We start from the raw sequence: 22,837 nt of genomic DNA on the forward strand, positions 1-22,837 counted from the left end.
ACCTTAGCTGCTCAACACCTTCGGGACGTGGCGCAGTTTGGTAGCGCGCCTGCTTTGGGAGCAGGATGTCGCAGGTTCAAATCCTGTCGTCCCGACCATATCTTGCGGGCGTAGTTCAATGGTAGAACCCCAGCCTTCCAAGCTGATGACGCGGGTTCGATTCCCGTCGCCCGCTCCACAAGATAGATGAATGGCTCTGCTTCCTTTTGGGAACAGAGCCATTTTCATAAGTGTGCCGGGTGACGGAAATCGATCCCGCACCGCAACTTAGGAGGGGATGGGGTTAGCTGCGGGGGCGGTGGCGGAGCTTGTCGATGGTGGAGTCGATGCTGCGGCTGCGGGCTTCGGCGGCGGTTTGGCGCTTGCGGCGGTAATCGATCATGCCTTGGATGATGGGCTTGCCAAAGCTCACGACATCATCGTTGTAGATGGCGGTTCGGGTTGCGAGGAGGCAGTCGGTAAAGTCCATATGGGTCTTGCCAAAGAGTTTGATGGCAAGGGCGACAACGGTGGGCTCGTCGACCATGACGTCATCGAGCAGCCTTTTCATGGCCGCAGCAATCTCAACGCGGGGAACCTTATAGACGTCGCGCAGCGTGACCACGACGCGCGTGATGATTTCGGGGTAGACACGAGCGGTGCGGGTGGCGATGACCTTGGCGGCGCGCGGTGACAGAACTTCGTCGTCGTCAAGCAGGTAGCGTAGGATGACGGTCTCGTCGATGATGGTGCTACTCATGGATATCTACTTCCTCGGGACCCAAAATCGAATCGTCGCTTTCTGTAGCAAGGTATTCAATCCAGACATTGCGCTCCTTGGAGCGGCGATTGGGGTCCCCATATGCTTTGAGCGATCCATAGGCGGCGGTGCCGTCCTTTGAGCGCACGGCGACCGGCTGAAAGGGGAGCTTGCGCATCAAAATGCTCTGCGCGACAAATAGACGTACGGCCTCGGCGAGCGATGTGCCCATGGCGTCGTAGAGACGTTCGGCATGCTGCTTGTCTTCCTCGCGAATGCGCACCTGCAGGATGGCTCGTTTTTGAGTCGATGACATCACTGGCCCCCTTAATGAGCGTGCAATACAGTCGGTCAAATGCGGCATGTGCCGATACTTGAGCATCTTATAACGATTACTTTATTTCACTCAAGTTGATAACCATTAACACGAATACAAGCGTAGTACATCCAAAACGAGAGCGCGTAAAAATCTCTGCAGCGTACGCGTGTAATACACTCGCCTTTATATCCTATTGAGAATAATCCTAACCAGCCCAAACTCCTGCAATACACCCGTATTGCAGGGCCTATGCTCAAGCTTACCCCCTGCAACTGCGTATATTCAACTTGTATACCGTTGGAGAAATTCTACCGAGTGCCTGTTTCGCCGCATGCATTCGATACGCCGATGCCAGGCCACGGGCTGCTTGGGGCAACGTCGACAGGATCTCTCCAGCATGGGATTCAGGAGGGAGTGAACAACATGGGCAATAAACGAGTCGTAGCCGATTCCTCGCGCTGCATTGGGTGTCAAACCTGCATGGCAGCGTGCATCGAGGCACACGACATCCCCGGCAACATCGCCGCGCCGCGCCTGCGCGTGACGCGTACGTACGAGATCTCCGCACCGGTGGCGTGCCATCACTGCGAGGATGCTCCGTGCGCCAAGGCCTGCCCCACGGGCGCCTTGTTCTTTGATCCAAAGAACCATCGTATCGGCGTCAACGAGGACAACTGCATCGGCTGCAAGAGCTGCGTCATGGCCTGCCCCTTTGGTGCCGTGAGCGTGGCGACCACGCAGGTCCCCGTCTTGATGGGCGACGTGCGCGTGGGTTCGCAGACTAAGAGCTTCGTGCTCAAGTGCGACCTGTGCGTGGACCGTCCCGGCGGTCCGGCGTGTGCCGAGGCGTGCCCGACCAAGGGCCTCACCCTGGTAGACGAGGAGCGCCTGGCAGAACTGACTGCCGAGCGTGCCCGCGCCACCATCGAAAACGAGGCGTAGGCGGGCGGCCATACAGGCCCAAAGATTGTCAAATACGTACCGATTAATCGGTAGCAGAGAAAGGAAGGAGGGTGTTATGGAGAAGCATAAAGTGATCTGCCCGTACTGCGGCGCCGGTTGCCAGTTTAACCTCCTGGTCCAAAACGGCCAGGTCGTGGGTACCGAACCGCTCAACGGCATCACCAATCAGGGCGAGCTGTGCCTTAAGGGCATGAGTGGCTACGACTTCATCAACGACACCAAGATCTTGACTCCTCGCGTACTGCACCCGATGATCCGCCGCACCAAGGGCGCGGATCTTGAGCGCGTAAGCTGGGACGAGGCACTGGATTTCACCGCATCTAAGATGCAGGCCATAATTGACGAATATGGTCCTAACGCTGTCATGACCACCGGCTCTTCGCGAGGCGGCGGCAATGAGGCGAACTACGTCATGCAGAAGTTTACGCGTGCGTGCATCGGCACCCACAGCGTGGACAACTGCGCCCGTACTTGACACGGCCCTACTGTCCTCGGTCTGATGGACACGGTTGGTTCAGGTTGCATGTCATGCTCCATCCCCGGTATGGAGGATGCGGGCTGCATTTTCCTCTTCGGCTATAACCCTGCCGATTCGCACCCCATCGTCGCAAGGCGTATCGTGCGAGCCAAAGAAAAGGGTTGCAAGATCATCGTCGCCGACCCGCGCCATATCGAAACCGCGCGTATCGCCGATCTCTACCTTCCGATCAAGAACGGTTGCAACGTTGCGTTCCTCAACGCCTTTGCCAACTGTCTGGTCAACGATGGCCTCTACGACAAGGAATTCGTCGCCGAGCACACGAACGGCTTTGACGAGTGGTGGGAGACCATCAAGAACTACACTCCCGAATCCGTACAGGACATCACGGGTGTCGAGCCCGCGTTGATCCACCAAGCTGCCGAGATGTACGCCACGGCGAAGCCCTCTGCCATCATTGGCTGGGGCATGGGCGTATGCCAGCAGAAGCAGAACCTGAAGACGGTGCACACCATCGCCTCCATCGCCTGCGTTGCCGGCCAGATCGGCAAACCCAACTCCGGCCTCGCGCCCGTGCGTGGCCAGAATAACGTCCAGGGCTCCTGCGATATGGGCATGCTGCCCAACCTGTACCCTGGCTACCAGAAAGTCACCGACTCCGCAGTGCGTGCCAAGTTTGCCAAGGCTTGGGGCGTGCCCGAGGAAAAGCTCCCGCTCGAGGAGGGCTACAAGCTCACCGACCTGGGCCACCTGGTCGACGAGGGCAAGGTGCACTGCTTCTACAACTACGGCGAGGACCCGGTGCAGACCGAGCCCGATTCGGCCGGTATGCGCAAGACGCTCTCCGAGCTGGATCTGTTCATTTGCCAGGACATCTTTATGACGCAGACGACCATGCTCGCCGACGTCATCCTGCCCGCCACCTCTTGGGGCGAGCACGAGGGTGTCTTTACCGCATCCGACCGTAGCTTCCAGCACTTTGACGCAGCCGTTCCGCCCAAGGGCGAGTGCCGTCACGACTGGGAGATCTTCGCGGACCTGTCCACGCGTATGGGCTATCCCATGCACTACGACAACACCGAGCAGATCTGGAACGAGTGCATTAGCCTGTGCCCCAACTTTGTGGGCGCGACCTACGAGAAGATGGCTCCCGAGGGCGGCTACGCCCAGTGGCCCGTCAAGAGCACCGATGTCAACGACCACGGTACGCCCGACATGTTCGCTGGTGGCAAGTTCACCACCAAGGACGGCCGCGCCAACCTGATGGCGCACGACTGGGAGGCGCCCTCCGAGCTTCCCGACGATGAGTACCCGCTCATCCTGTGCACCGTCCGCGAGGTCGGCCACTACAGCTGCCGCTCGATGACCGGCAACTGCAAGACGCTGGCGCTGCTTGCCGACGAGCCCGGCTTTGTCCGCATGAATCCCGCGGACGCCCAGGCGCGCGGCATCAAGAACGGCGACATCGTCTCGATTCACAGCCGCCGCGGCCAGGTATACAGCCGCGCCGACGTGAGCGACCGTATCAACAAGGGCACGGTCTATATGACCTACCAGTGGTGGATCGGCAAGTGCAACGAGCTGACCATGCACAAGGTCGACCCGGTCTCGCACACGCCCGAGGACAAGTTCTCCGCCTGCCAGGTCGACGCCATTGCCGACCAGGTTTGGGCCGAGGGCGAAGTCGAGCGCCAGTACACCGAGCTCAAGCAGGCTCTGGTCGACGCCGCCGCTCCCCAGGACGTTGAGCCTGGCGCCGCCAAGTTCGACGACGAGACGCACGTGAACCAAATCGTGTAGTCCCGTTCTCGTTGGCTTTTTGGGCCGGGCGTCCCGTACGTTCGGGAGCCCGGCCCGTTATTGTGAAAGGAAGTGGGGATGAACCGCTTCATCGACATCAACCCGGAGAGGTGCATCGGCTGCGGAACATGTCAGTCCGCCTGTGCCGACGCCCACCGGATGCAGGGTCTTCAGGATACGCCGCGCCTGGCGCTCGTGAAGACCGGCGGTATTTCGGCCGCCCTTGCCTGCCACCATTGCGAGGGTGCCCCCTGCGCCGAGGTCTGCCCGGTGAATGCCATCGAGCACGATGGCGATCGCATCCACGTCAAGGAGCAGGAGTGCATCGGGTGCAGGCTGTGCGCCATCGCGTGCCCCTTCGGAGCCATCCACCCCGATGGCACGTCTATCGCCGGTGTCGCAGGCATGTGCGACCCGACGCCTTCGTATCCTAAGTCCCTGAGCAGCCTTCTTACGTGGGCTCCCGGCCAGTACACCTGCGCTGTCAAGTGCGACCTGTGCGCCTTCGATCCGGACGGCCCGCATTGTGTGGCGGCGTGCCCCACCAAGGCGCTGACCGTCATGGGCGGCGCGGCCGATCGCGAGCTCGACGAGGCCAAGCGCCTGCGCTCGATCGAAAACGGTCCGGTCGTCGACGTTACCGCTGTGGCCCAGGGCCTGTCCGAGAAAGCAGAAGGGAGCGTAAACAATGGATAGCATGACGCTGTTTATCGCATCGCTTGCCGTCTCGTGCATCGGTGCGCTCGCCTCGGTTCTGCTGATCAAGGCCGATAACGCCGCCAAGACCGCCGGCTGCCTTATCGGCGCCGTCGCCGCGGTGCTTTCGTTCATCGCGGGCCTCGAGGCCGTGCTTGGCGACGTTTCGTCCCTCAACACGGTCTTCTTCTTCCCGTTCGCCCGTCTCGAGCTCTTGCTCAACGGCCTTGCGGGCCTGATCGTGGTCCTCATCTCGATTCTCGCCTTTGCGGGCTTCATCTACGGTCTGTCCTACTTCGACGAGTACCCGGGCAAGGTCGGGCGCGCCGGCTTCTTTATGAACACCTTCGTCGCCTCGATGATGCTCGTCATCACCGCCGACAACGTGTTCTGGTTCCTGGTCGCCTTTGAGCTCATGTCCCTTACGAGCTACTTCCTTGTCGTTATCGAGGAGAACAAGAACTCCATTAGGGGCGGTTGGCTCTACTTCGTCATCGCGCACGTGGGCTTCGTTCTCATCATGGCGAGCTTCCTGCTCATGACCAACGGCGTGGGCGGTTCCTTCAGCTTCAGTGATTTCCGTACGCATGACTTTGGACCCGCCGTCTCCTCCGCGTGCTTCGTCCTCGCGTTCTTCGGATTTGGCGCGAAGGCCGGTATCATCCCGCTGCACTCCTGGCTGCCCCAGGCGCACCCCGAGGCGCCGTCCAACGTGTCCGCCCTCATGTCCGGCGGCATGATCAAGATCGGCATCCTGGGAATCCTCAAGGTCGGTCTCGACCTGCTCGCGGGTTCGGGCGTCCAGCTCTGGTGGGGCCTCATGGTCCTGGTCTTCGGATCCATCTCGTCGGTCCTGGGTGTCGTCTACGCCCTCCACGAGCACGACATCAAGCGCCTGCTTGCCTATCACTCCGTCGAGAACATCGGCATCATCTTGCTCGGTGTCGGCGCGTCCATGACGGCGCACGCCCTGGGCAACGACGTCATCGCGACGATCGCGCTCATGGCTGCCCTCTACCACACGCTCAACCACGCCATGTTCAAGGGCGAGCTGTTCCTCGGCGCGGGCTCCCTGCTCTATGCCACGGGTACGCGCAACATGGAGAAGATGGGCGGTCTGTTCCGCCGCATGCCGGTCACGGCCGTCTGCTTCCTCATCGGTGCCCTTGCCATCTCGGCCATCCCGCCGCTCAACGGCTTCGTTTCCGAGTGGTTCACCTACCAGTCCCTGTTCAACATCTCGACGCTCTCCGACCCGGTCGTCATGGTGTTCGCCGTCGCCTCCGCGGCCGCCCTCGCCATCACCGGTGCCCTGGCCGTCACGTGCTTCGTGAAGGCCTACGGCGTCTCGTTCGCGAGCAGCCCTCGTTCCCAGGAGGCCGCGAACGCCAAGGAGTCCCCGGCTCCGATGTTGTTCTCGCAGATGCTCCTCGCGGCCATCTGCGTGGTACTGGGAATCGGCTCCCCGGTCATCGCCCCGGTTCTGGGCGACGTCGCCCAGAGCGTGCTTGCCGGCTCCGCCGTCACAGCCACCTCGGGCGTGTCTCTCGTGAACGAGATTTCCGGTGCCGCCACCTCCACCCCCGCGATCGCCATCGCGCTCGTGGTCCTCACCGACCTCGCGTTCGCGCTGAGGTCCTGCCTCGGCGCCAAGGCCCCCGCTAAGAAGACCGACCCTTGGGCGTGCGGCTACGAGCCCAACGAGCACATGCCCGTCGTCGCCACGAGCTTCGCGTCCGACGTCGAACTCTTCATGGGCCCGCTCTACACCCTGCGCGAGGTATGCACCAAGATCTGCTGGTCCATCGCGCACGTGTTCCAGAAGCTCACCGGTGTCGCCCAGGGCGTCGAGCCCCTGCCCGACCGTTTCCTGGTCGATGCACCGAGCGAGGGTGCCGACAAGCTGGCCGGCCTCGCCTCCAAGATCGAGGGCGGCAACTACTCCGTATACATCTGCTACATCGTCGCGGCGCTCGTGGTCTTCCTCGTGCTCGCCGTGGTCATGGTCTAGAGAGGGGAGAGGATATTATGAACATCGTTCTTGCGATGGCGCAGGGCCTCGTGGTCATGCTGGTCGCGCCCTTCTTCTCCGGCCTCGCCCGTGTGATTCGCGCGAAGATGCACAATCGCCGCGGTCCGTCCATCCTTCAGGATTACCGGGACCTCGCGAAGCTCATGGCGCGTCCCGAGTCCGTGAGTTCCGACTCGAGCTTCGTGCTGCGCATCATGCCGCCGCTGTTCCTCGCGGTGTCGTTTATGCTCGCCATGGGCCTGCCCATGTTCACGCTCCAGAGCCCCATGCCCGTCTTTGGTGACGCCATCACCATCATGTACGCGCTCGCGCTGTCCCGCTTCTTCTTCGCGCTGTCCGGCGTGGATTCCTCCAACGCCTACGCGGGCTTCGGCGGTATCCGCGAGCTCCTCATGAGCGTGCTCATCGAGCCGTCCATGCTCATCGCGCTGTTCACCGTCGCCATCGTGTGCGGCTCCACGGACATTGCGACCATGGGTCAGCACATCGTTACGGGCAACGTCTCGAGCGTCGTCGCCGTTATCCTCGCCGGCGTCGCCTTCGCGGCCGCCTGTTACATGGAGCTCGGCAAGCTTCCGTTCGATCAGGCCGAAGCCGAGCAGGAGCTCCAGGAGGGCCCGCTCGCCGAGCTCTCCGGCCCGTCCCTGGCCATGATGAAGCTCGCCATGGGCATGAAGCAGGTCGTGGTCGTCGCTTGGTTCACCTCCATCTTCATCCCCTGGGGAGAGCCCGCGACCATCGGCGTCACCGCTCTCGTGGGCGCCGTCGTCTTCCTCGTCAAGTGCCTGGTCGATTTCGTCGTCTGCGGCGTGCTCGAGAACTCCGTTTCCCGTTCGCGCTTCAAGGTGCTCGGTAACCAGACCTGGGCCGTCGTCGGCATCGCGGTCCTCGCGTTCGTCTTCGTCGTCGTAGGCGTGTAGGGAGAAGGGAGAAACTATGTCAATCGAATCGAGCTTGTCCCTCTTTGCCATGGTGGCGATCGCCGTCCCCATGCTGGGCTCCCTGCTCATCGTCATGCTGCCGCGTCCCTACGCTAAATGGATCTGCGCCTTTGCCGGCGGCATCGCCACGGTCGCTTCCGTTGGCTTGGCCGCGACGTTTGCCGGAAACGGCATGAACGCGGTCGATGTAACCTGGGCGAGTATGGGCCAGACCTTGGTCATGGGCTTCATATTCGACCGGATGAGCACGCTGCTCGCACCCGCGTTCGTCGCTATCGGCCTGCTCGTCGTCATCTATTCGTTCCCGTACATGAGCGATAAGAATAAGGAGCATCCCGACGCGCCCCGTCGTCGCTTCTACGTGTACTTCTCCACGTTCATCGGCGCCATGGCCGGTCTCGCCTACAGCTCCACCATCGTCGGCCAGCTCGTTTTCTTCGAGATCACCGGTGTGTGCTCCTGGGGCCTCATCAGCTACTACATGACGCCCACGGCCAAGAAGGCCGGTATGAAGGCGCTCATCATCACCCATATCGGCGCTCTGGGACTCTACATCGGCGCGGCCTTCCTGTTCGCCGGAACCGGCACGTTCGCGCTGAGCGCGATCTCCCAGCTCGATTCCGGTATGAAGACCGTCGTGCTGCTGCTCATCCTGTTCGCTGCTTGGGCCAAGTCCGCCCAGTTCCCGCTCTACATGTGGCTGCCCTCCGCAATGGAGGCCCCCACGCCCGTTTCCGCCTACCTTCATGGCGCGTCCATGGTTAAGGTCGGCGTGTGCGTGTTCGCCCGCGCTCTTGCGAGCGCCGGCGATATCCCCGAGATCGTCGGTTGGGTCGCCATCATCGACGCCGTCGTGACCATGCTCTTCGGCTTCCTCATGTACCTGCCCCAGAAGGATATGAAGCGCCTGCTCGCCTTCTCGACGATCGCGCAGCTCGCCTACGTGTTCTTTGGCCTGGGCCTCTCCGTGTTCGGAAGCCAGATGGCGTTTAACGGCGCCGTCGAGCACATCTTCAACCACGCGTTCACCAAGACCCTGTTCTTCCTCATCGCTGGCTCTCTCAGCTTCACGCTGGGAACCCGTATGCTGCCCAAGATCCAGGGCCTCATGAAGAAGTACCCGGTCACGGGCGTGGGCTTTGCGGTCGCCGCGACCGCTATCGCCGGCGTGCCCCCCATGAGCACGTTCTTTTCCAAGTTCCAGATCATTTCCGGTGGCTTCGCGGTTGGTGCTACCAACACGGTCATCTTTGTCCTCGTGTGCGTCATGGTCGTCGAGACCGTCGCCACCTTCGCATGGTTCCTGCGTTGGATGGGTAAGGTCCTGCCCGGTGAGCCGAGCGAGACCGTGGCCGCCGGCCAGCCCCTTCCGCGCGCCATGGCGTTCGTGTTCGTCGTCCTCATGATCATGGTCGTCGTCGCCGGTCCTCTGTCCTCTAGTTGGATGGGTTAGGAGGTAGGACATGGGTTATTCGTTAGTCAATATCCTGGGCGGTCTTCTGATCGTGACCTCCACCATGGTGGTCGTCTCGAAGACCATCCCGTCCGCCATCAAGTGGTACGCGATCCAGTCGGTTGTCCTGGTGGGCGTGCTGCTCACCCTGGGCCTCACCACCGGTGCCACCGAGCTTCTCATGTGGGCCGCGTCGGCCTTCGTCACCAAGGTGATCCTCGTTCCGTTCATTCTCAACCGTGCCTACAAGAAGATGGGTTCGCCTGCCGATAGCACGCTGACCTCCTCCATCAAGCCGGCCTGGACCATCATCCTCACCGGTCTGGAGGTGGCCGTCTGCTTCGCGGTGGTCACGCGCCTGAGCCTGCCCACCGCCGAGGTGGCCACTCCGGCCCTCGCCATCAGCTTCGCGCACTTCTTCGTCGGCCTCACGTGCATCATCTCCCAGCGCAACATCCTCAAGCAGATCTTCGGGTACTGCCTTATGGAGAACGGTAGCCACGTGACGCTCGCTCTGCTCGCGCCCACGGCCCCCGAGATCATCGAGATCGGCATCGCCACCGACGCCATCTTCGCCGTCATCATCATGTCCGCCGTCGTCGTGAGGATTTGGAACGACACCAAGTCGCTCGACTCCCACGACCTGACCGAATTGAAAGGGTAGGCCATGGATGTTTCAATGCTGACGGTCGCCCTGCTCGCTTGTCCTCTCGTGTTCTCCCTGATTATGGCTGCGCTCCCCAAGACGACGTCCTACAACGTCTTCGCGGGGCTCAACACCATCTCCGTCGCGGCGACCCTTGTCCTTTCGGTCGTCACCGCGGGAACCATGCTCTCGAGCGGGCAGAATATCGACGCTTTGGGCCTGTGGCTCCATCTCGATTCGCTCTCGTCGATCTTCGTCCTTCTGGTAGGCATCATCGGGTTCATCACCGGCGTGTACTCCATCTCCTATATCAAGATCGATATCGAGGAGAAGACCATGCCGGCCGAGCGCACCAAGCAGTACTACGCGCTGTTCAGCCTGTTCGTCTTCACGATGCTGCTCGCCTGCCTGTCCAACAACATCATCCTCACCTGGGCGGCGGTCGAGGCCACTACGCTGTCGACCGTGTTCCTCGTGGGCATCTACAAGAACAAGCAGGCGCTCGAGGCGTCTTGGAAGTACGCGATGGTCTGCACCGCCGGTGTGGCCTTCGGCCTGTTCGGCACGCTGCTCATCTACGCGAACGCCGCCGATATCATGCCCAACGCGCATGAGGCCGCCTTCCTCACCTCCATCATGCCCTACGCCGACCAGTTCGACCCGATGCTCGTGCGCCTCGCGTTCGCGTTCATTGTCATCGGCTTCGGCACCAAGGCGGGCCTGTTCCCCATGCACACCTGGCTGCCCGACGCGCACTCCCAGGCTCCGAGCCCGGTCTCCGCGCTGCTCTCGGGCGTGCTGCTCAAGTGCGCCATGCTGGTGATCATCCGCTTCTACTCCCTGTCCATCATCACGGTGGGCGACACCTATCCGCGAACGCTCCTGCTCATCCTGGGCACGCTGTCCATCCTGGTGGCTGCCCTGTGCATCTTCAAGCAGGACGATATCAAGCGCCGCTTCGCGTACTCCTCCGTCGACAACGTCGGCGTGGTCGCGCTGTGCCTGGGTATCGGTGGCCCGCTCGGTATCGCCGCCTGCCTGCTGCACTGCATCTTCCACGGCTTCACGAAGGCGCTCGCCTTCTGCATGGCCGGTAACATCCAGCACATCTACCACACCCGCGACCTGAACAAGATCAAGGGCGTCGTCGAGATCGCTCCCGTCACGGCAGCGCTCACCATCATCGCCCTGCTCGCGCTCGCCGCCTTCCCGCCGTTCGCCCTGTTCATCTCCGAGTTCCTCACCTTCGTGGCCGGCGTTCAGTCCGGTCCCATCTGGGTGGTCGTGCTCGTGGCCATCGGCCTCACCGGCGTGTACTTCGCCCTTACCGGCATCGCGCTCAAGTCCATCTTCGGCAAGGCGCCCGAGGGCATGAAGCGCCACGAGGTGCCCGCCCTCATGATCATCCCCGAGATCGCCCTCGCGATCGTGGTCATGTGGTTCGGTATCGCCACCCCGGTCGCCATCACGAGCGGCGTCGAGGATGCAACGTCCGTCGTTTTGAACCAGAGCGTCGAAGAGCTCCACGAGGCCCCTCTCTACCGCATGGTGTTCAGTTCCCAGACCAAGACAAGTGAGGTGAATTAGCACCATGGCAGAACCTGAAAAGAAGGACTACGCTCGTCGCTGCGAAAGCCACGTCGAGGCCCTGCGCGCTGCAGTGCCGGGCGCTATCGAGAAGGTCGAATGGCAGTGCGAGGACCAGCTGACGATCACCGTCAAGCAGGACAAGCTGCCCGAGGCCGTCCACTACCTGTATTACGAGCGTTACGGCTGGATTCCCGTGATCATCGGCAACGACGAGCGCAGCCTGTGCGGTCGCTACGCCGTGTACTACGTCATCTCCATGGAGGGGGAGGACCCCGGCTGGGTGACCGTGCGCACCGAGGTCGATCCCGCCAAGATGACGTTCCCGTCCGTGACGCCGTTCGTCCCCGCCTGCGTGTGGGGCGAGCGCGAGCTTCGCGACATGTTTGGTCTGATTCCCGAGGGTCTGCCCGATCGTCGCCGCCTGGTGCTGCCCGACGATTGGCCCAGCGGCCTGTATCCGCTGCGCAAGGACTCCATGGACTACCGTTTCCGTCCCGCTCCCGCGAGCGACATGGAAAACTACGAGTTCTTGGCCGATACCAAGGGCAAGGAGACCACGCTCGTCCCCATGGGCCCGCTGCACATTACCTCCGACGAGCCCGGCCACTTCCGCCTGTTCGTTGAGGGCGAGACGATCGTGGACGCCGACTACCGTCTGTTCTACGTGCACCGCGGCATGGAGAAGGTCGCCGAGACGCGCCTGAACTATGACGCCGTGACGTTCCTCGCCGACCGCATCTGCGGCATCTGCGGCTGCGCCCACTCGGTGGCCTATGCCGAGGCCGTCGAGCGCGCCCAGGGCATTCATGTTCCGCCGCGCGCCCAATACATCCGCGCCATCATGCTCGAGGTCGAGCGTCTGCACTCGCATCTGCTCAATATTGGCCTCGCATCGCACTACACGGGCTTCGACTCCGGCTTCCAGCAGTTCTTCCGCGTCCGCGAGAAGTCCATGGACCTGGCCGAGAAGCTCTCCGGTCACCGCAAGACCTACGGTCTCAATGTGATCGGTGGCGTGCGTCGCGATATCCTGGCCGAGCAGAAGCTTTCCACGCTCACGACCATCCACCAGCTGCGCTCCGAGGTCACCGAGCTCGTCGACGTCTTGCTCTCCACGCCCAACTTTATTGAGCGTACGAGTGGCATCGGCATCTTGGATCGCAAGATCGCACGCGACTTCTCGCCGGTTGGCCCGCTCATGCGTGGCTCGGGTTATGCCCGCGACGTGCGCTTTGACCATCCCTTCGACGGCTACGCCGATCCGGACATCCAAAAGATGCATGCCGCCACGGCCGACACCTGCGATGCTTTCGGCCGTACCGCCGTCCGCATTCAGGAGGTCTACGATTCGATCGACATGATCGAGACCATGCTCGAGAACTGCCCGTCGGGCCCCATCCTCACCACGGATTGGGAGTACACCCCGCACAAGTACGCCATCGGTGCCACCGAGGCGCCGCGCGGCGAGGACGTGCACTGGGCCATGCTCGGCAATAACCAGAAGTGCTACCGCTGGCGCGCCAAGGCCGCCACGTACAGCAACTGGCCGGTCCTGCGCTACATGTTCCGCGGCAACACCGTGGGCGATGCGGCGCTGATCGTCGGCTCGCTCGACCCGTGCTACTCCTGCACCGACCGCGTGACGGTGACCGATGTTGCCGCCAAGCGCGACCACGTGCTCGACAAGGAGCAGTTCGAGAACGTCTGGCGCGACAAGTCGCCGCTTGCGGGCGAGGGCACCATGGCCGCTCCGCTCGATGAGGAGGCGCTCTAATATGCTGAAGCTTTGGAAGATTAACGCCAAGGCCGGCGACGCGACGGTCAAGTACCCGTTTGCGCCGTTCCCCACCAACAAGGACATGCGCGGCAAGCCCGAGCACAATGCCGAGCTCTGCATCGCCTGCGGTGCCTGCGGCGTGGCGTGCCCGGCCGATGCCATGCGCATGGACACCGACCTTGCGGCCGATACCATCACCTGGTCGATCGACTACGGTCGCTGCATCTTTTGCGGCCGCTGCGAGGAAGCCTGCCCCATGGAGGCCATCAAGCTCACCGAGGAGTTTGAGCTGGCCGTCATGAGTAAGGACGACCTCACCAGCAAGAGCGTCTACACGCTCGAGCACTGCTCGCGTTGCGGCAAGCCGTTTGCCCCGCACAAGGAGATCGACTACGCCAAGCGCCTGCTGCAAAAGGCCGGCGGCATGGAGGCCGAGCAGGCCGCCCGTACCGTCGGCATGTGCCAGGAGTGCAAGCGCGAGCTCGACGCTCTGCGCGCCGCCTCGGCCGTCAAGACCGGCAACGCGCGCGGCATGGCTGCCAACGAGACGCTTGCGTCCGGTGAGCCCCAGGGCCCCGGCATGGAGTATCTGGGCGGCCACGGCGTGAACCCGGAGTATATCGACCGCGAGCTCAACCCCGATGCGCCCGAGATTCCCGCCGGTCCTGCACCGGTCGAGGGCATCATCATGAATTTTGATACGAAGGAGGAGTAACCATGGCCGAACCCACGCTTTTGCCCGAGCGGCTTCAGTACCGCCCGACCAAGATCGAGCTCGACGAGAGCATCGAGAAGGCCAAGGCGACCCTTCTTAAGAAGATCAAGCGCTCGGTGTACGTCTACCGTGTTGACTGCGGCGGCTGCAACGGCTGCGAGATCGAGATCTTTGGTTCCATCACGCCCGTCTTCGACGTCGAGCGCTTTGGCATCAAGGTCGTGCCCTCGCCCCGTCACGCCGATGTGCTGCTGTACACCGGCGCCGTAACGCGTGCCATGCGCATGCCGGCCCTGCGCGCCTTTGAGGCCGCGCCCGATCCCAAGATCGTGGTGTCCTATGGCGCGTGCGGCTGCACCGGTGGCATCTTCTACGACAACTACTGCGTCTGGGGCGGCACGGACAAGATTCTGCCCGTCGATGTCTACATCCCCGGCTGCCCGCCCAGCCCTGCGCAGACCATCTACGGCTTTGCTATGGCGCTCGGCCTGCTGGACCAAAAGCTCCATGCCGAGACCACGGTGGAGGCCGCCGGCGAGCAGGCTGATATCCTGCACTCCGGCGTGCCGTACAAGCTGCGTGTTGCCATCGAGCGCGAGGCTCGCGCCATGAGCGGCTACCGTTATGGCCGCGACCTGGCTAACGAGTTTATGGATACGCTCGAGGGCGCGCCCAAGGGCGATATCCGCGGTGCCATGGCGCTGCTCATCGACAAGCAGGACGATCCGCGCCGCGTCGAGGTGTACTCGGCGCTGCAGGATCTGGTGCTGGCCGGAGGTCGCTAGATGGAGCTCACGGACCGCTCTGGTTACTTTGCGGGCCCCGGCATGCTCGGCGGCTCCTTTGGCGATGCCTCGCGCGCAAGCGACGAGGCTGCCGAGGGCGTCGCCGACCCTTCCCTGGGCCATGCGCCCGACCAGGTGGTCTTTTACGAGCTCACGCGTAAGTTTGTGGAGACCGAGGAAGACGTTCCCCAGGAGGCCTGCGACGTGCTGTACTACACGCTCGCCGTGGGCCACCACACCGGCGTGCTCGACTGCTTTGAGCCGCGCCTGTCGGTGCCGGTGGATGTGTTCTATACGCTTATCGACGCGCTGCCGGAGGGGGAGGCCAAGACCAAGTTTGAGGCCATCCGCTCCTTTGGTGAGTGCCAGCTCGACAAGGCGGCGGTGCCGTCGCTGCTCGAGGCCTGCGATGCGCTGCTCGACGAGCGCGGTTTTCGCGGGTCGGCCAAGGCCGGCATCTCGGTGTTCGACGACGACTTTGGCTTACATGCCCAGCAGGTCGCGTTTCTGATGAAGTTTCGCGATCTGGTGGAGCGCGTGCGCGATGTGTCGGGCGTGTATCTGACGGGGAGGTTGCAGTAATGGGTTGCGTTGTGGACGGACGTGTGAACGGCGCCCCGTTTGCGGGCATTGTGCTCACGGCGGGAAGCGTGTTGCGTGCCGACGATGCCGCCGGCCCCGTGCTCTCCAAAAAGATGGAGGACGCGCCCATTGCCGGTTGGTACACCATCGACGGTGGCCAAACGCCCGAGGATGACATCATCGAGGTCAAGCGCGAGCGTCCGCCTCGCCTGGTCTTGGTCGATGCCGCCGACATGGCGCTGCCCGTCGGGTCCATCCGTTTGCTCGACAAGCGCGATGTGGCCCGCAAGTCGATGTTCACCACGCATTCGCTTCCCTTGTCGATTCTGATCGAAGAGATTGAGCAATCGTGCGATGATATCGTCTTCGTCGGGATTCAGCCGGGCGACACGGAGTTCTATAACCCCATGTCCCCGGAAGTCTTTGACGCCGTCGACGCCGTGTACGACGCCGTGGCCGCCAACGACTTTTCCCACTTTGTCCGCTTGGGGCAAGAGCAATAGGTTCACTTGTCCCTGCTGATTAGGAAAGAAGTGATTGACATGGCAGATTCCAAGGTGGAGTATCCCGCTCCCGATTGCCTGGCGCCCGCCGCGATCGAGGCCAAGACCGAGGCCGCCGGCGTGACCAAGGCCAACCTGCCGGTCGCTAAGGCCTTTCTGTTGGCAATGTTCGCCGGTGCGTTCATTGCCTTCGGCGGCCTGTTCTTTACGGTGTTTTTGAGCGACAACACGCTGGGCTGGGGTGCCCAGCGCGTCGTGGGCGGCCTGTGCTTTTGCCTGGGCCTGGTGCTGGTACTGGTGTGCGGCGCCGAGCTGTTTACCGGCAATTCGCTTATGGTCTGTGCGCTCAAGAGCAAAAAGATCACCCTGGCTCAGATGCTCAAGGCCTGGGTCGTCGTGTGGGTCGGCAATTTTGTCGGTGCCCTGTTCATCGTCTTTTTGGTGTACATGGCCGGCATCTATAAGCTCAACGGCGAGGCGGTCGCCAATTCCATGGTGAGCGTCGCCGCTGGCAAGGTGACGATCGACTGGGTGACGATCTTCTTCCGCGGCATCCTGTGCAACATCTTTGTATGCCTGGCCGTGTGGATCGGTACCGCCGGCAAGACCGTGGTCGATAAGGTTGTGGGCATTCTGCTGCCCATCGCTGCCTTTGTGGCCTGCGGTTTTGAGCACTGTGTCGCTAACATGTACTTTTTGCCCATGGGTGCCGTGATGCACGCGTGCGGCTATGGTGCCGACGTCGCCGGCGCCGATGCGCTCAACGTTGCGGGCATTGCGTTTAACCTGTCCGCTGCCACGCTGGGCAACATTGTGGGCGGTGCGGTTCTGGTCGCGCTCGGCTACTGGTTTATCTACGCCAAGAAGTCCGAGGCGTAAGATACCGTCTGTTTGACGTTGGGCCTCCCGCGGGGCGTTGCCGTGCGGGAGGCTTTTTTGGTCTGGGGCTCGTTGCCGGGCTGTTGACCTGTTGTGTTTGGCTGGTGAAAGGGGTAATCGAGATGGCATCTGCTGTGAAGCGTGACGGTCGCGCCGTGGTGACCACATGCGGGGGATGCTATGCCGATTGCGCCTTTGCGGCCCGCGTTGAGGACGGTCGCGTGGTGGCCGAGTTGCCGGTGCCGGGGCATCCATGCGCGGCGCGTGCCCTGTGCGCCCGCGGGCGGCATCGCCTGGACATGCCGTTTGACGAGCGCGATCGCATCGTGCACCCCATGCGCCGACGAGCTGATGGCTCGGGGTTCGATGCGATTTCGTGGGACGAGGCGTTCGCGCAGATCGCGGCGCGCCTTGGGTGGATTATTGACGAGCGTGGTCCGCGTGCGCTGGGCATGACGCTCGGTGTGCCCTCGTTCGACCGCTACTGGGCGTATCGCTTTATGCATGCGCTGGGCTCGCCCAACGTATACGGAGCCGACGGTGCCTGCGAGGTAAGCCGACTTACCGGCTGGGAGCACAGCCTGGGCTACAGTCCCGCCTCCGACCTGGCACATACCGATTGCATCATGTATTTGGGGCGTTCCATTGTCGATTCGTCGACGATGGGGGCCGTTGATGCGCTCAACGATGCCCGTCGCCGTGGGGCGAAGATTATCGTGGTTGACCCCCGGCGCAGCGGCTCGGCTGCACTTGCCGACCGCTGGTTGCGCGTGCGCCCGGGCTGCGACTTGGCGCTGCTGTTGGGTATTGCGCATGTCTTGATTGCCGAGGACCTGTATGACCACGAGTTCGTGACCCGCTATACCACGGGTTTTGACGAGCTGGCGCAGGCGGCCCGTGCTTGGACGCCCGAGTGGGCCGAGTCGATGTGCGACGTGCCGGCCGCAGAGATTGTCGCCACGGCGCGCGATCTGGCTGCGGTCGCGCCTGCCGCCGTGGTCGATGCGGGCTTTCACGGTGGCATCGGCATTGCGTATGCCAACAGCACCCAGACGGCGCGCGCCATCTGCCTGGTCGATGTGCTGCTGGGCTGCATCGGGCACGCGGGCGGTGCCCTCAATCCGCCCACGCCGCTTGCGCTGGGCGACCTTGATCCCGCGCGCTTTGCGACGCCGCCGGTGCCGCGTATGTCCAAGCTGGGGTCCGAGCGCTATCCGCTGGTCGATCCGGTGCGCGGCCTGTGCACGACCATCGGCCAGTCGATTCTTGCCGGCGATTTGTGCGGGCTCATTGTCTATGCCAGCAATCCCGGTGCGGGCTATGGCAATGCGCAGGCTTGGTTGGGTATTTTGCAGCAGCTCGACCTGCTCGTGACGATTGATATTCGCTGGTCCGAGACGGCGCGTGCTTCTGACTTCGTGCTGCCCGACGTGACGTATCTGGAGGCCGACCGCGGTGTGGGCACAGTCGTGGGCGTCAACGATGCGCGGGTGTTCTACCGCAACGCCGTGCTGCCTGTGCGGCATGACGACACACGTCCCGGTCGGGAGATTTTTGCCGGTCTGGCGCATGCGTGTGGCGCGGGCGAGTACTTCCAGTTTACATCTGACGATCTGGCGGCTGCCCAGGTGGCGCCTTTTGGGATCAATCTGGACGAGCTCAAGGAGCGCGGCTGGGCCGACACGGGTGCTGCGTTGCCGTCGCGTACGGGCGAGCCGGTGATCCCCTTGAACGGCGGCAGGATCGCGCTGGCAAGCGACGTATGGGAACGAGCCGGTCTGGGTCGTGTGCCCAACTGGATCGCTCCCATGGTGGAGCCTGGCCCGGGGATGTTTCGCCTCATTAGCGGCAACCGTCCCTTTGAGTCGCATACCTCGCGAAGGCTTGCAGCCCAAGGTGCCGCTGAGGCTGGGTCGGACCTGGATGCCGTGCAGATGAATGCCGATGCTGCTGCGCACATGGGCATCGCCGACGGCGAGATCGTCGAACTCGTGAGCGATATGGGCCGCGACCGCGCGCGTGTGGAGACGACGCCGTATCTGCATCCGGCGTGCATCTTCACCTCGGCCGCCCCCGGTGGGCGTTCGTTTGACGCCGATGCCGGTGGCGCTCAAGGCTTGGGCGTGGGCCCGCTCGACCATACGCCGTTGCGTTGGGACCCGTTGACGGGTGCCGCGCTCACCCAGGAAAACGCCGTTCGCGTGGAAAAGGTCGCGGCGCGCGAGGATAATAGTGATTGATTGACTCAGCCGATCGAATTGGCTGATAGTTTGATGTCCGAACGATTGATTCACCTTTGGTTTTGAAAGGCCGCACATGAGCGATAGCCAGAACATGTCCGATGAGGTGCGCGCCCGCCTGCGCGCCATTCCTTCCGTCAACGAGCTGCTTGCCGAGTGGCCGGTGGTGAAGGCGGCGGGGGAGACCTGCGACGCGGTGGTCCATGCTGCCGTGACGGCCGAGCTCGACGAGGAGCGCGCCGCCATTCGCGCCGGTGCCGCCCCGCGCTCTAAGCGCGACCTGGCCTCGGCCATCGAGTGGCGTGCGCATCGCTCCGCACTGCCGAGCCTGCGCCCCGCCGTCAACGCCACGGGTGTGGTCATCCATACCAATCTGGGCCGTGCCCCGCTTGCGGAGTCGGTGGCAAAGGCCGTGGCCGAGGTTGCGCGCGGGTATAGCACGCTCGAGTACAGCGTCGACACCTGTTCGCGCGGGTCGCGCAAGGAGCACGCTGCGCAACTGATCCGCTCGCTCACCGGTGCCGAGGACGCTCTCGTGGTCAACAACAACGCCGCTGCGGTGCTGCTGGTGCTGGCAACCCATGCCGCGGGCAAAGAGGTCATAGTCAGCCGTGGCGAGCTCGTCGAGATCGGTGGCAGCTTCCGTATTCCCGACGTCATGGCGGCTTCGGGCGCCAAACTCGTCGAGGTCGGCGCCACCAACCGCACGCACCTGTCGGACTACGAGCGCGCCATCACGCCCGATACGGCCATGATCCTTAAGGTCCATCCTTCTAACTATCGCATCGAGGGTTTCCACGAGGAGGTGGGTTCTCGGGAGCTTGCGGCGCTTGCTCACAAGCATGGCCTGCTGTTCTACGAGGACCAGGGTTCGGGCGCGCTGCTGCCCGATGACATCTTGGTTCGCGGCGGCGAAGAAACCACGCCGGCTTCGGTTTCGGCAGGGCTCGATCTGGTGTCGTGCTCGGGCGATAAACTGCTCGGTGCCGCACAGGCGGGCATTATCATGGGCCGTCGCGATCTGGTCCAGGCCTGTGGGTCGCATCCGCTTATGCGCGCCCTGCGCCCGGGTAAGTTGGCACTTACTGCGCTCGAGGCCACGTTGCGTATCTACATGGACGGCGCCGATGTTGCCCACCGTGATATTCCGGTGCTCAGTATGCTTACGCTGCCGCAGGCCCATTTGGAACGACGTGCCCGCAAGCTTCGCGATCGTATGGTTGTCGGGCTCGATAAGGTCGGTTGCCCGTGCGCCGTTCAGGTGGAGATCGTCGAGGAATCGTCGACCCCCGGTGGCGGCTCGCTGCCTACCGTGGAGCTGCCCACGATGTGCGTGGCCGTCTGCCCGGTCGACGGGCGCCTGTCCGTCGATGCGCTCAAGCGCTCGCTCGTCCAAGACTTCGATACGCCGGTCGTCACGCGAACCTCGCACGATCGCATTTTGTTTGACGTCCGTACGCTCGTGGGCGATCGCGATATCGAGACGGCGGCATCGACGCTCGTCGCGTGCGTTGAGAAGGCGATTGCTCGATGAGTGAGGTTCAAGCACTGGTGGAGTGTCCCGTTATCGTAGGTACGGCGGGACATGTTGACCACGGTAAGTCGGCGCTCATCGAGGCGCTGACGGGTAAAAACCCCGACCGCCTGGAAGTTGAACGTCGTCGCGGCATGACCGTTGAGCTTGGCTTTGGTGAGCTGGCGCTGCCGAGTGGCAAGATCGTTGGCCTGGTCGACGTGCCGGGCCATGCGCATTACTTGCGTGCCATGGTGCAGGGCGCCACGGGTATCGACGTGGCCGTGCTGGTGGTTTCGGCCGTCGAGGGCGTGATGCCGCAGACCCGCGAGCACGTGCATGTGCTGGAGCTGCTGGGCGTCACACACATGGTGGTCGCGCTGACGATGTGCGACCTGGCCGATGCCGAGATGACCGAGCTTGCCGAGCTCGACGTGGACGATTTTCTTTCGGGTACCGTGTTTGCCGACGCGCCGATCGTGTCGGTGTCGTCCAAGACCGGCGCGGGGATTGATGACCTGCTGGCCGCGCTCGACGAGCAGGTTGCTGCTTGCTGGGATGTCTGCCGTGCCCGTGCCGAGCTCACCGATGCCGCACCGCGTCTGCCCATCGACCGCTGCTTTACGATCAAGGGCGCCGGTACCGTGGTGACGGGAACGTTGCACGATGCGCCGGTTGCGGTGGGCGATGAGCTCGTCGCGCTGCCGTCGCGTACGGTCTGTCGCGTGCGCGGGATTCAGGTGCATGGCGATACGCCGCGGGCATTGCCCGGTCAGCGTGTGGCGCTCAACTTGGTGGGCGATGCCGTCGCCGCGCTCGATCGCGGAGAGATGCTCGGCGTGCAGGGTCGCTTTGGCCAGACGATGCGCTTTATGATGGTGTTCACTTACCTGGGCCGCGAGGGTGCCAAGCCGCGCGTGCTCGAGTCGGGCGCGCGCGTGCATGTGATGGCGGGTACGGCCGAGGTTGTCGGTCGCATCATGTTCATGGAGGGCGAGGCCCCCATGGCGGTGGGCGAGACCCGTATTGTTCAGGTGCGCTTGGAAAACTCGCTGCCGCTACGTGCCGGGGATCATGCCGTGGTGCTGTCCTATTCGCCCGTGATGCTTATCGGCGGCGGGCGCGTGCTGCTTTCGCGCTGCCGTCGCTCGCGCGAGCTTGCTGATGGGGAGCGTGCACTGTATGCGGCGCTCGAGTCCGGCGATACCGCGGGCGGTGTGGGCGCTTGGCTGGCGCTGCAGGCGCTGCCGGTTACGGCGGTTGATGTTGCCGAGGCGCTGGATCTTGGCGTCGGCGAGGTCGATGCCGTACTGCGCGGGTTGGTGGCGCAGGGCTCCGTTCGCAAACTTGCCGCGGGTGATTCGGGCCTCTTGGCGGACGCCGTGGTGCTCGACGCCGCGATGGATGCACTGGCAGCGACCTTGTCGGCCATGCATGCCGCGGCTCCCAAGGAGACGGGCTTTACGCCCGGCGCCGTTGCCCATGCTGCGTGGCCTTCCGCTGATGAATGCGTTTCCGCGGCTCTGATTGCCGAGGGCTGCTCGCGTGGCGTGTGCGCCGCCGAGGGTGCCGAGGTGTTCGACCCGCATTCGGCCGCCGCTGCGGCGCGCGTGGTGCACGAGGCTTGCGAGCGCATCGTTTCCTTGCTGGACGAAGCTGGCCTCGATGCGCCGACGTTGCCAGAGGTAGGCGAGCAGTTGCAGCTCGATCGCGACACCATGACGCGAGCTCTGCGCGAGCTTTCGCTTAACCGTTCCATCGTGAAGATCGAGCGCGACGTTGCCCTGTCTGCTATCTCGGAAGCCCATGCGCGCGAGCTTGTTGCCGTTGCCATTGAGGCAGCCGGTGGCGCTGCCACCACGAGTGTGTTGCGCGAGGCCCTGGGTGTGTCGCGCAAGCGTGCCATCAGCATCTTGGAGCACCTGGATGCCGTGCGCTTCACGGTGCTCGACAAGGAGGCCGGCGGCCTGCGCTCCCTGCGCTAGATTGGCTGCTCGGTTTGGTAAAATACCGCCGCACTTGGGAACGGATGGGCTCCGGTGGGCTCCGCGGTCCTCAAAACCGTTGCGAGGCGTGCAAAACGTCTTGGATGTGTTCGATTCACATACGTTCCCGCCATACGCTACCAGCGCTTTTGTGCTCGCGGTCTTGCTGCGTGCCGCAAAGGCGCTGTTTTGTTTTTGCAC

At 63.1% G+C, this 22,837-nt stretch carries 19 protein-coding genes and 3 tRNA genes; 20 read left to right on the forward strand and 2 right to left on the reverse strand.

All coding sequences use genetic code 11. The features are described 5' to 3' along the window. Positions 1–21: 21 nt before the first annotated feature. A tRNA-Pro gene (locus DWZ15_RS04030) sits at positions 22–98 on the forward strand. A gap of 6 nt (positions 99–104) precedes the next feature. Then, positions 105–178, forward strand: a tRNA-Gly gene (locus DWZ15_RS04035). A 105-nt stretch (positions 179–283) separates the two neighbouring features. Here the strand turns inward: DWZ15_RS04035 and DWZ15_RS04040 are convergent. Beyond that, positions 284–739, reverse strand: a complete 456-nt coding sequence (locus DWZ15_RS04040; RefSeq protein ID WP_199580025.1) for a PIN domain-containing protein — start codon at positions 737–739, stop codon at positions 284–286. After that, a complete protein-coding gene (locus tag DWZ15_RS04045) occupies positions 732–1,055 on the reverse strand; it encodes a type II toxin-antitoxin system RelB/DinJ family antitoxin (RefSeq protein ID WP_158572492.1) in 324 nt (107 codons plus the stop codon). The genes DWZ15_RS04040 and DWZ15_RS04045 overlap by 8 nt, the downstream gene beginning before the upstream one ends. Positions 1,056–1,481: 426 nt before the next feature. Here DWZ15_RS04045 and DWZ15_RS04050 point away from each other — a divergent pair, with 426 nt between their 5' ends. From DWZ15_RS04050 to DWZ15_RS10485, 18 genes are all read left to right on the forward strand, one after another. Next, positions 1,482–2,000 (forward strand): 4Fe-4S dicluster domain-containing protein, encoded by a 519-nt coding sequence (locus DWZ15_RS04050; RefSeq protein ID WP_022095206.1) that lies wholly within the window; start codon positions 1,482–1,484, stop codon positions 1,998–2,000. A gap of 76 nt (positions 2,001–2,076) precedes the next feature. Further along, entirely contained in the window at positions 2,077–4,299 is a 2,223-nt protein-coding gene (fdhF, locus tag DWZ15_RS10810) for a formate dehydrogenase subunit alpha (RefSeq protein WP_118449535.1), read from the forward strand. Positions 4,300–4,377: 78 nt separating this feature from the next. Then, positions 4,378–4,995 (forward strand): 4Fe-4S dicluster domain-containing protein, encoded by a 618-nt coding sequence (locus tag DWZ15_RS04060; protein ID WP_022095203.1) that lies wholly within the window; start codon positions 4,378–4,380, stop codon positions 4,993–4,995. Then, a complete protein-coding gene (hyfB, locus tag DWZ15_RS04065; RefSeq protein ID WP_118449537.1) occupies positions 4,988–7,006 on the forward strand; it encodes a hydrogenase 4 subunit B in 2,019 nt (672 codons plus the stop codon). The genes DWZ15_RS04060 and hyfB overlap by 8 nt, the downstream gene beginning before the upstream one ends. A gap of 17 nt (positions 7,007–7,023) precedes the next feature. After that, a complete protein-coding gene (locus DWZ15_RS04070; RefSeq protein WP_006234113.1) occupies positions 7,024–7,947 on the forward strand; it encodes a respiratory chain complex I subunit 1 family protein in 924 nt (307 codons plus the stop codon). A gap of 16 nt (positions 7,948–7,963) precedes the next feature. Beyond that, positions 7,964–9,421: a hydrogenase 4 subunit D gene (locus tag DWZ15_RS04075; protein ID WP_006234112.1), complete on the forward strand. Its 1,458-nt coding sequence runs from the start codon at positions 7,964–7,966 to the stop codon at positions 9,419–9,421. A gap of 10 nt (positions 9,422–9,431) precedes the next feature. After that, complete coding sequence (hyfE, locus tag DWZ15_RS04080; RefSeq protein ID WP_099431574.1) at positions 9,432–10,085, forward strand: hydrogenase 4 membrane subunit; 654 nt, start codon at positions 9,432–9,434, stop codon at positions 10,083–10,085. A 3-nt stretch (positions 10,086–10,088) separates the two neighbouring features. Further along, a complete protein-coding gene (locus tag DWZ15_RS04085; protein ID WP_099431575.1) occupies positions 10,089–11,654 on the forward strand; it encodes a hydrogenase 4 subunit F in 1,566 nt (521 codons plus the stop codon). A 4-nt stretch (positions 11,655–11,658) separates the two neighbouring features. Continuing rightward, positions 11,659–13,431 carry an NADH-quinone oxidoreductase subunit C gene (locus tag DWZ15_RS04090; protein WP_118449539.1) on the forward strand — a complete coding sequence of 591 codons (1,773 nt, stop codon included), beginning with the start codon at positions 11,659–11,661 and terminating at the stop codon, positions 13,429–13,431. 1 nt (position 13,432) lies between these two features. Then, positions 13,433–14,149, forward strand: coding sequence for a formate hydrogenlyase complex iron-sulfur subunit (locus DWZ15_RS04095; protein WP_118449541.1), 717 nt, complete (start codon positions 13,433–13,435; stop codon positions 14,147–14,149). A 2-nt stretch (positions 14,150–14,151) separates the two neighbouring features. Then, the gene (locus DWZ15_RS04100) at positions 14,152–14,934 is read left to right on the forward strand and encodes an NADH-quinone oxidoreductase subunit B family protein (protein WP_118449543.1); all 783 of its coding nucleotides are present in this window, start codon (positions 14,152–14,154) and stop codon (positions 14,932–14,934) included. Continuing rightward, complete coding sequence (locus tag DWZ15_RS04105; protein WP_118449545.1) at positions 14,935–15,516, forward strand: formate hydrogenlyase maturation HycH family protein; 582 nt, start codon at positions 14,935–14,937, stop codon at positions 15,514–15,516. Next, positions 15,516–16,019 (forward strand): hydrogenase maturation peptidase HycI, encoded by a 504-nt coding sequence (gene hycI, locus DWZ15_RS04110; protein WP_089571638.1) that lies wholly within the window; start codon positions 15,516–15,518, stop codon positions 16,017–16,019. The genes DWZ15_RS04105 and hycI overlap by 1 nt, the downstream gene beginning before the upstream one ends. Positions 16,020–16,058: 39 nt before the next feature. Next, positions 16,059–16,898, forward strand: coding sequence for a formate/nitrite transporter family protein (locus tag DWZ15_RS04115; protein ID WP_118449547.1), 840 nt, complete (start codon positions 16,059–16,061; stop codon positions 16,896–16,898). A gap of 122 nt (positions 16,899–17,020) precedes the next feature. Further along, complete coding sequence (locus DWZ15_RS04120; protein WP_118449549.1) at positions 17,021–19,138, forward strand: molybdopterin-dependent oxidoreductase; 2,118 nt, start codon at positions 17,021–17,023, stop codon at positions 19,136–19,138. Between the two features lie 76 nt (positions 19,139–19,214). After that, positions 19,215–20,672, forward strand: a complete 1,458-nt coding sequence (selA, locus tag DWZ15_RS04125) for an L-seryl-tRNA(Sec) selenium transferase (RefSeq protein ID WP_199580027.1) — start codon at positions 19,215–19,217, stop codon at positions 20,670–20,672. After that, positions 20,669–22,636 carry a selenocysteine-specific translation elongation factor gene (selB, locus tag DWZ15_RS04130; protein WP_118449551.1) on the forward strand — a complete coding sequence of 656 codons (1,968 nt, stop codon included), beginning with the start codon at positions 20,669–20,671 and terminating at the stop codon, positions 22,634–22,636. Before selA ends, selB begins: the two co-directional genes overlap by 4 nt. Before the next feature lie 36 nt (positions 22,637–22,672). Continuing rightward, positions 22,673–22,769: transfer RNA gene (locus tag DWZ15_RS10485), tRNA-Sec, on the forward strand. Positions 22,770–22,837: the final 68 nt, after the last annotated feature.

The organism is Collinsella sp. AF29-7AC, assembly GCF_003475665.1.
GTDB lineage: Bacteria > Actinomycetota > Coriobacteriia > Coriobacteriales > Coriobacteriaceae > Collinsella.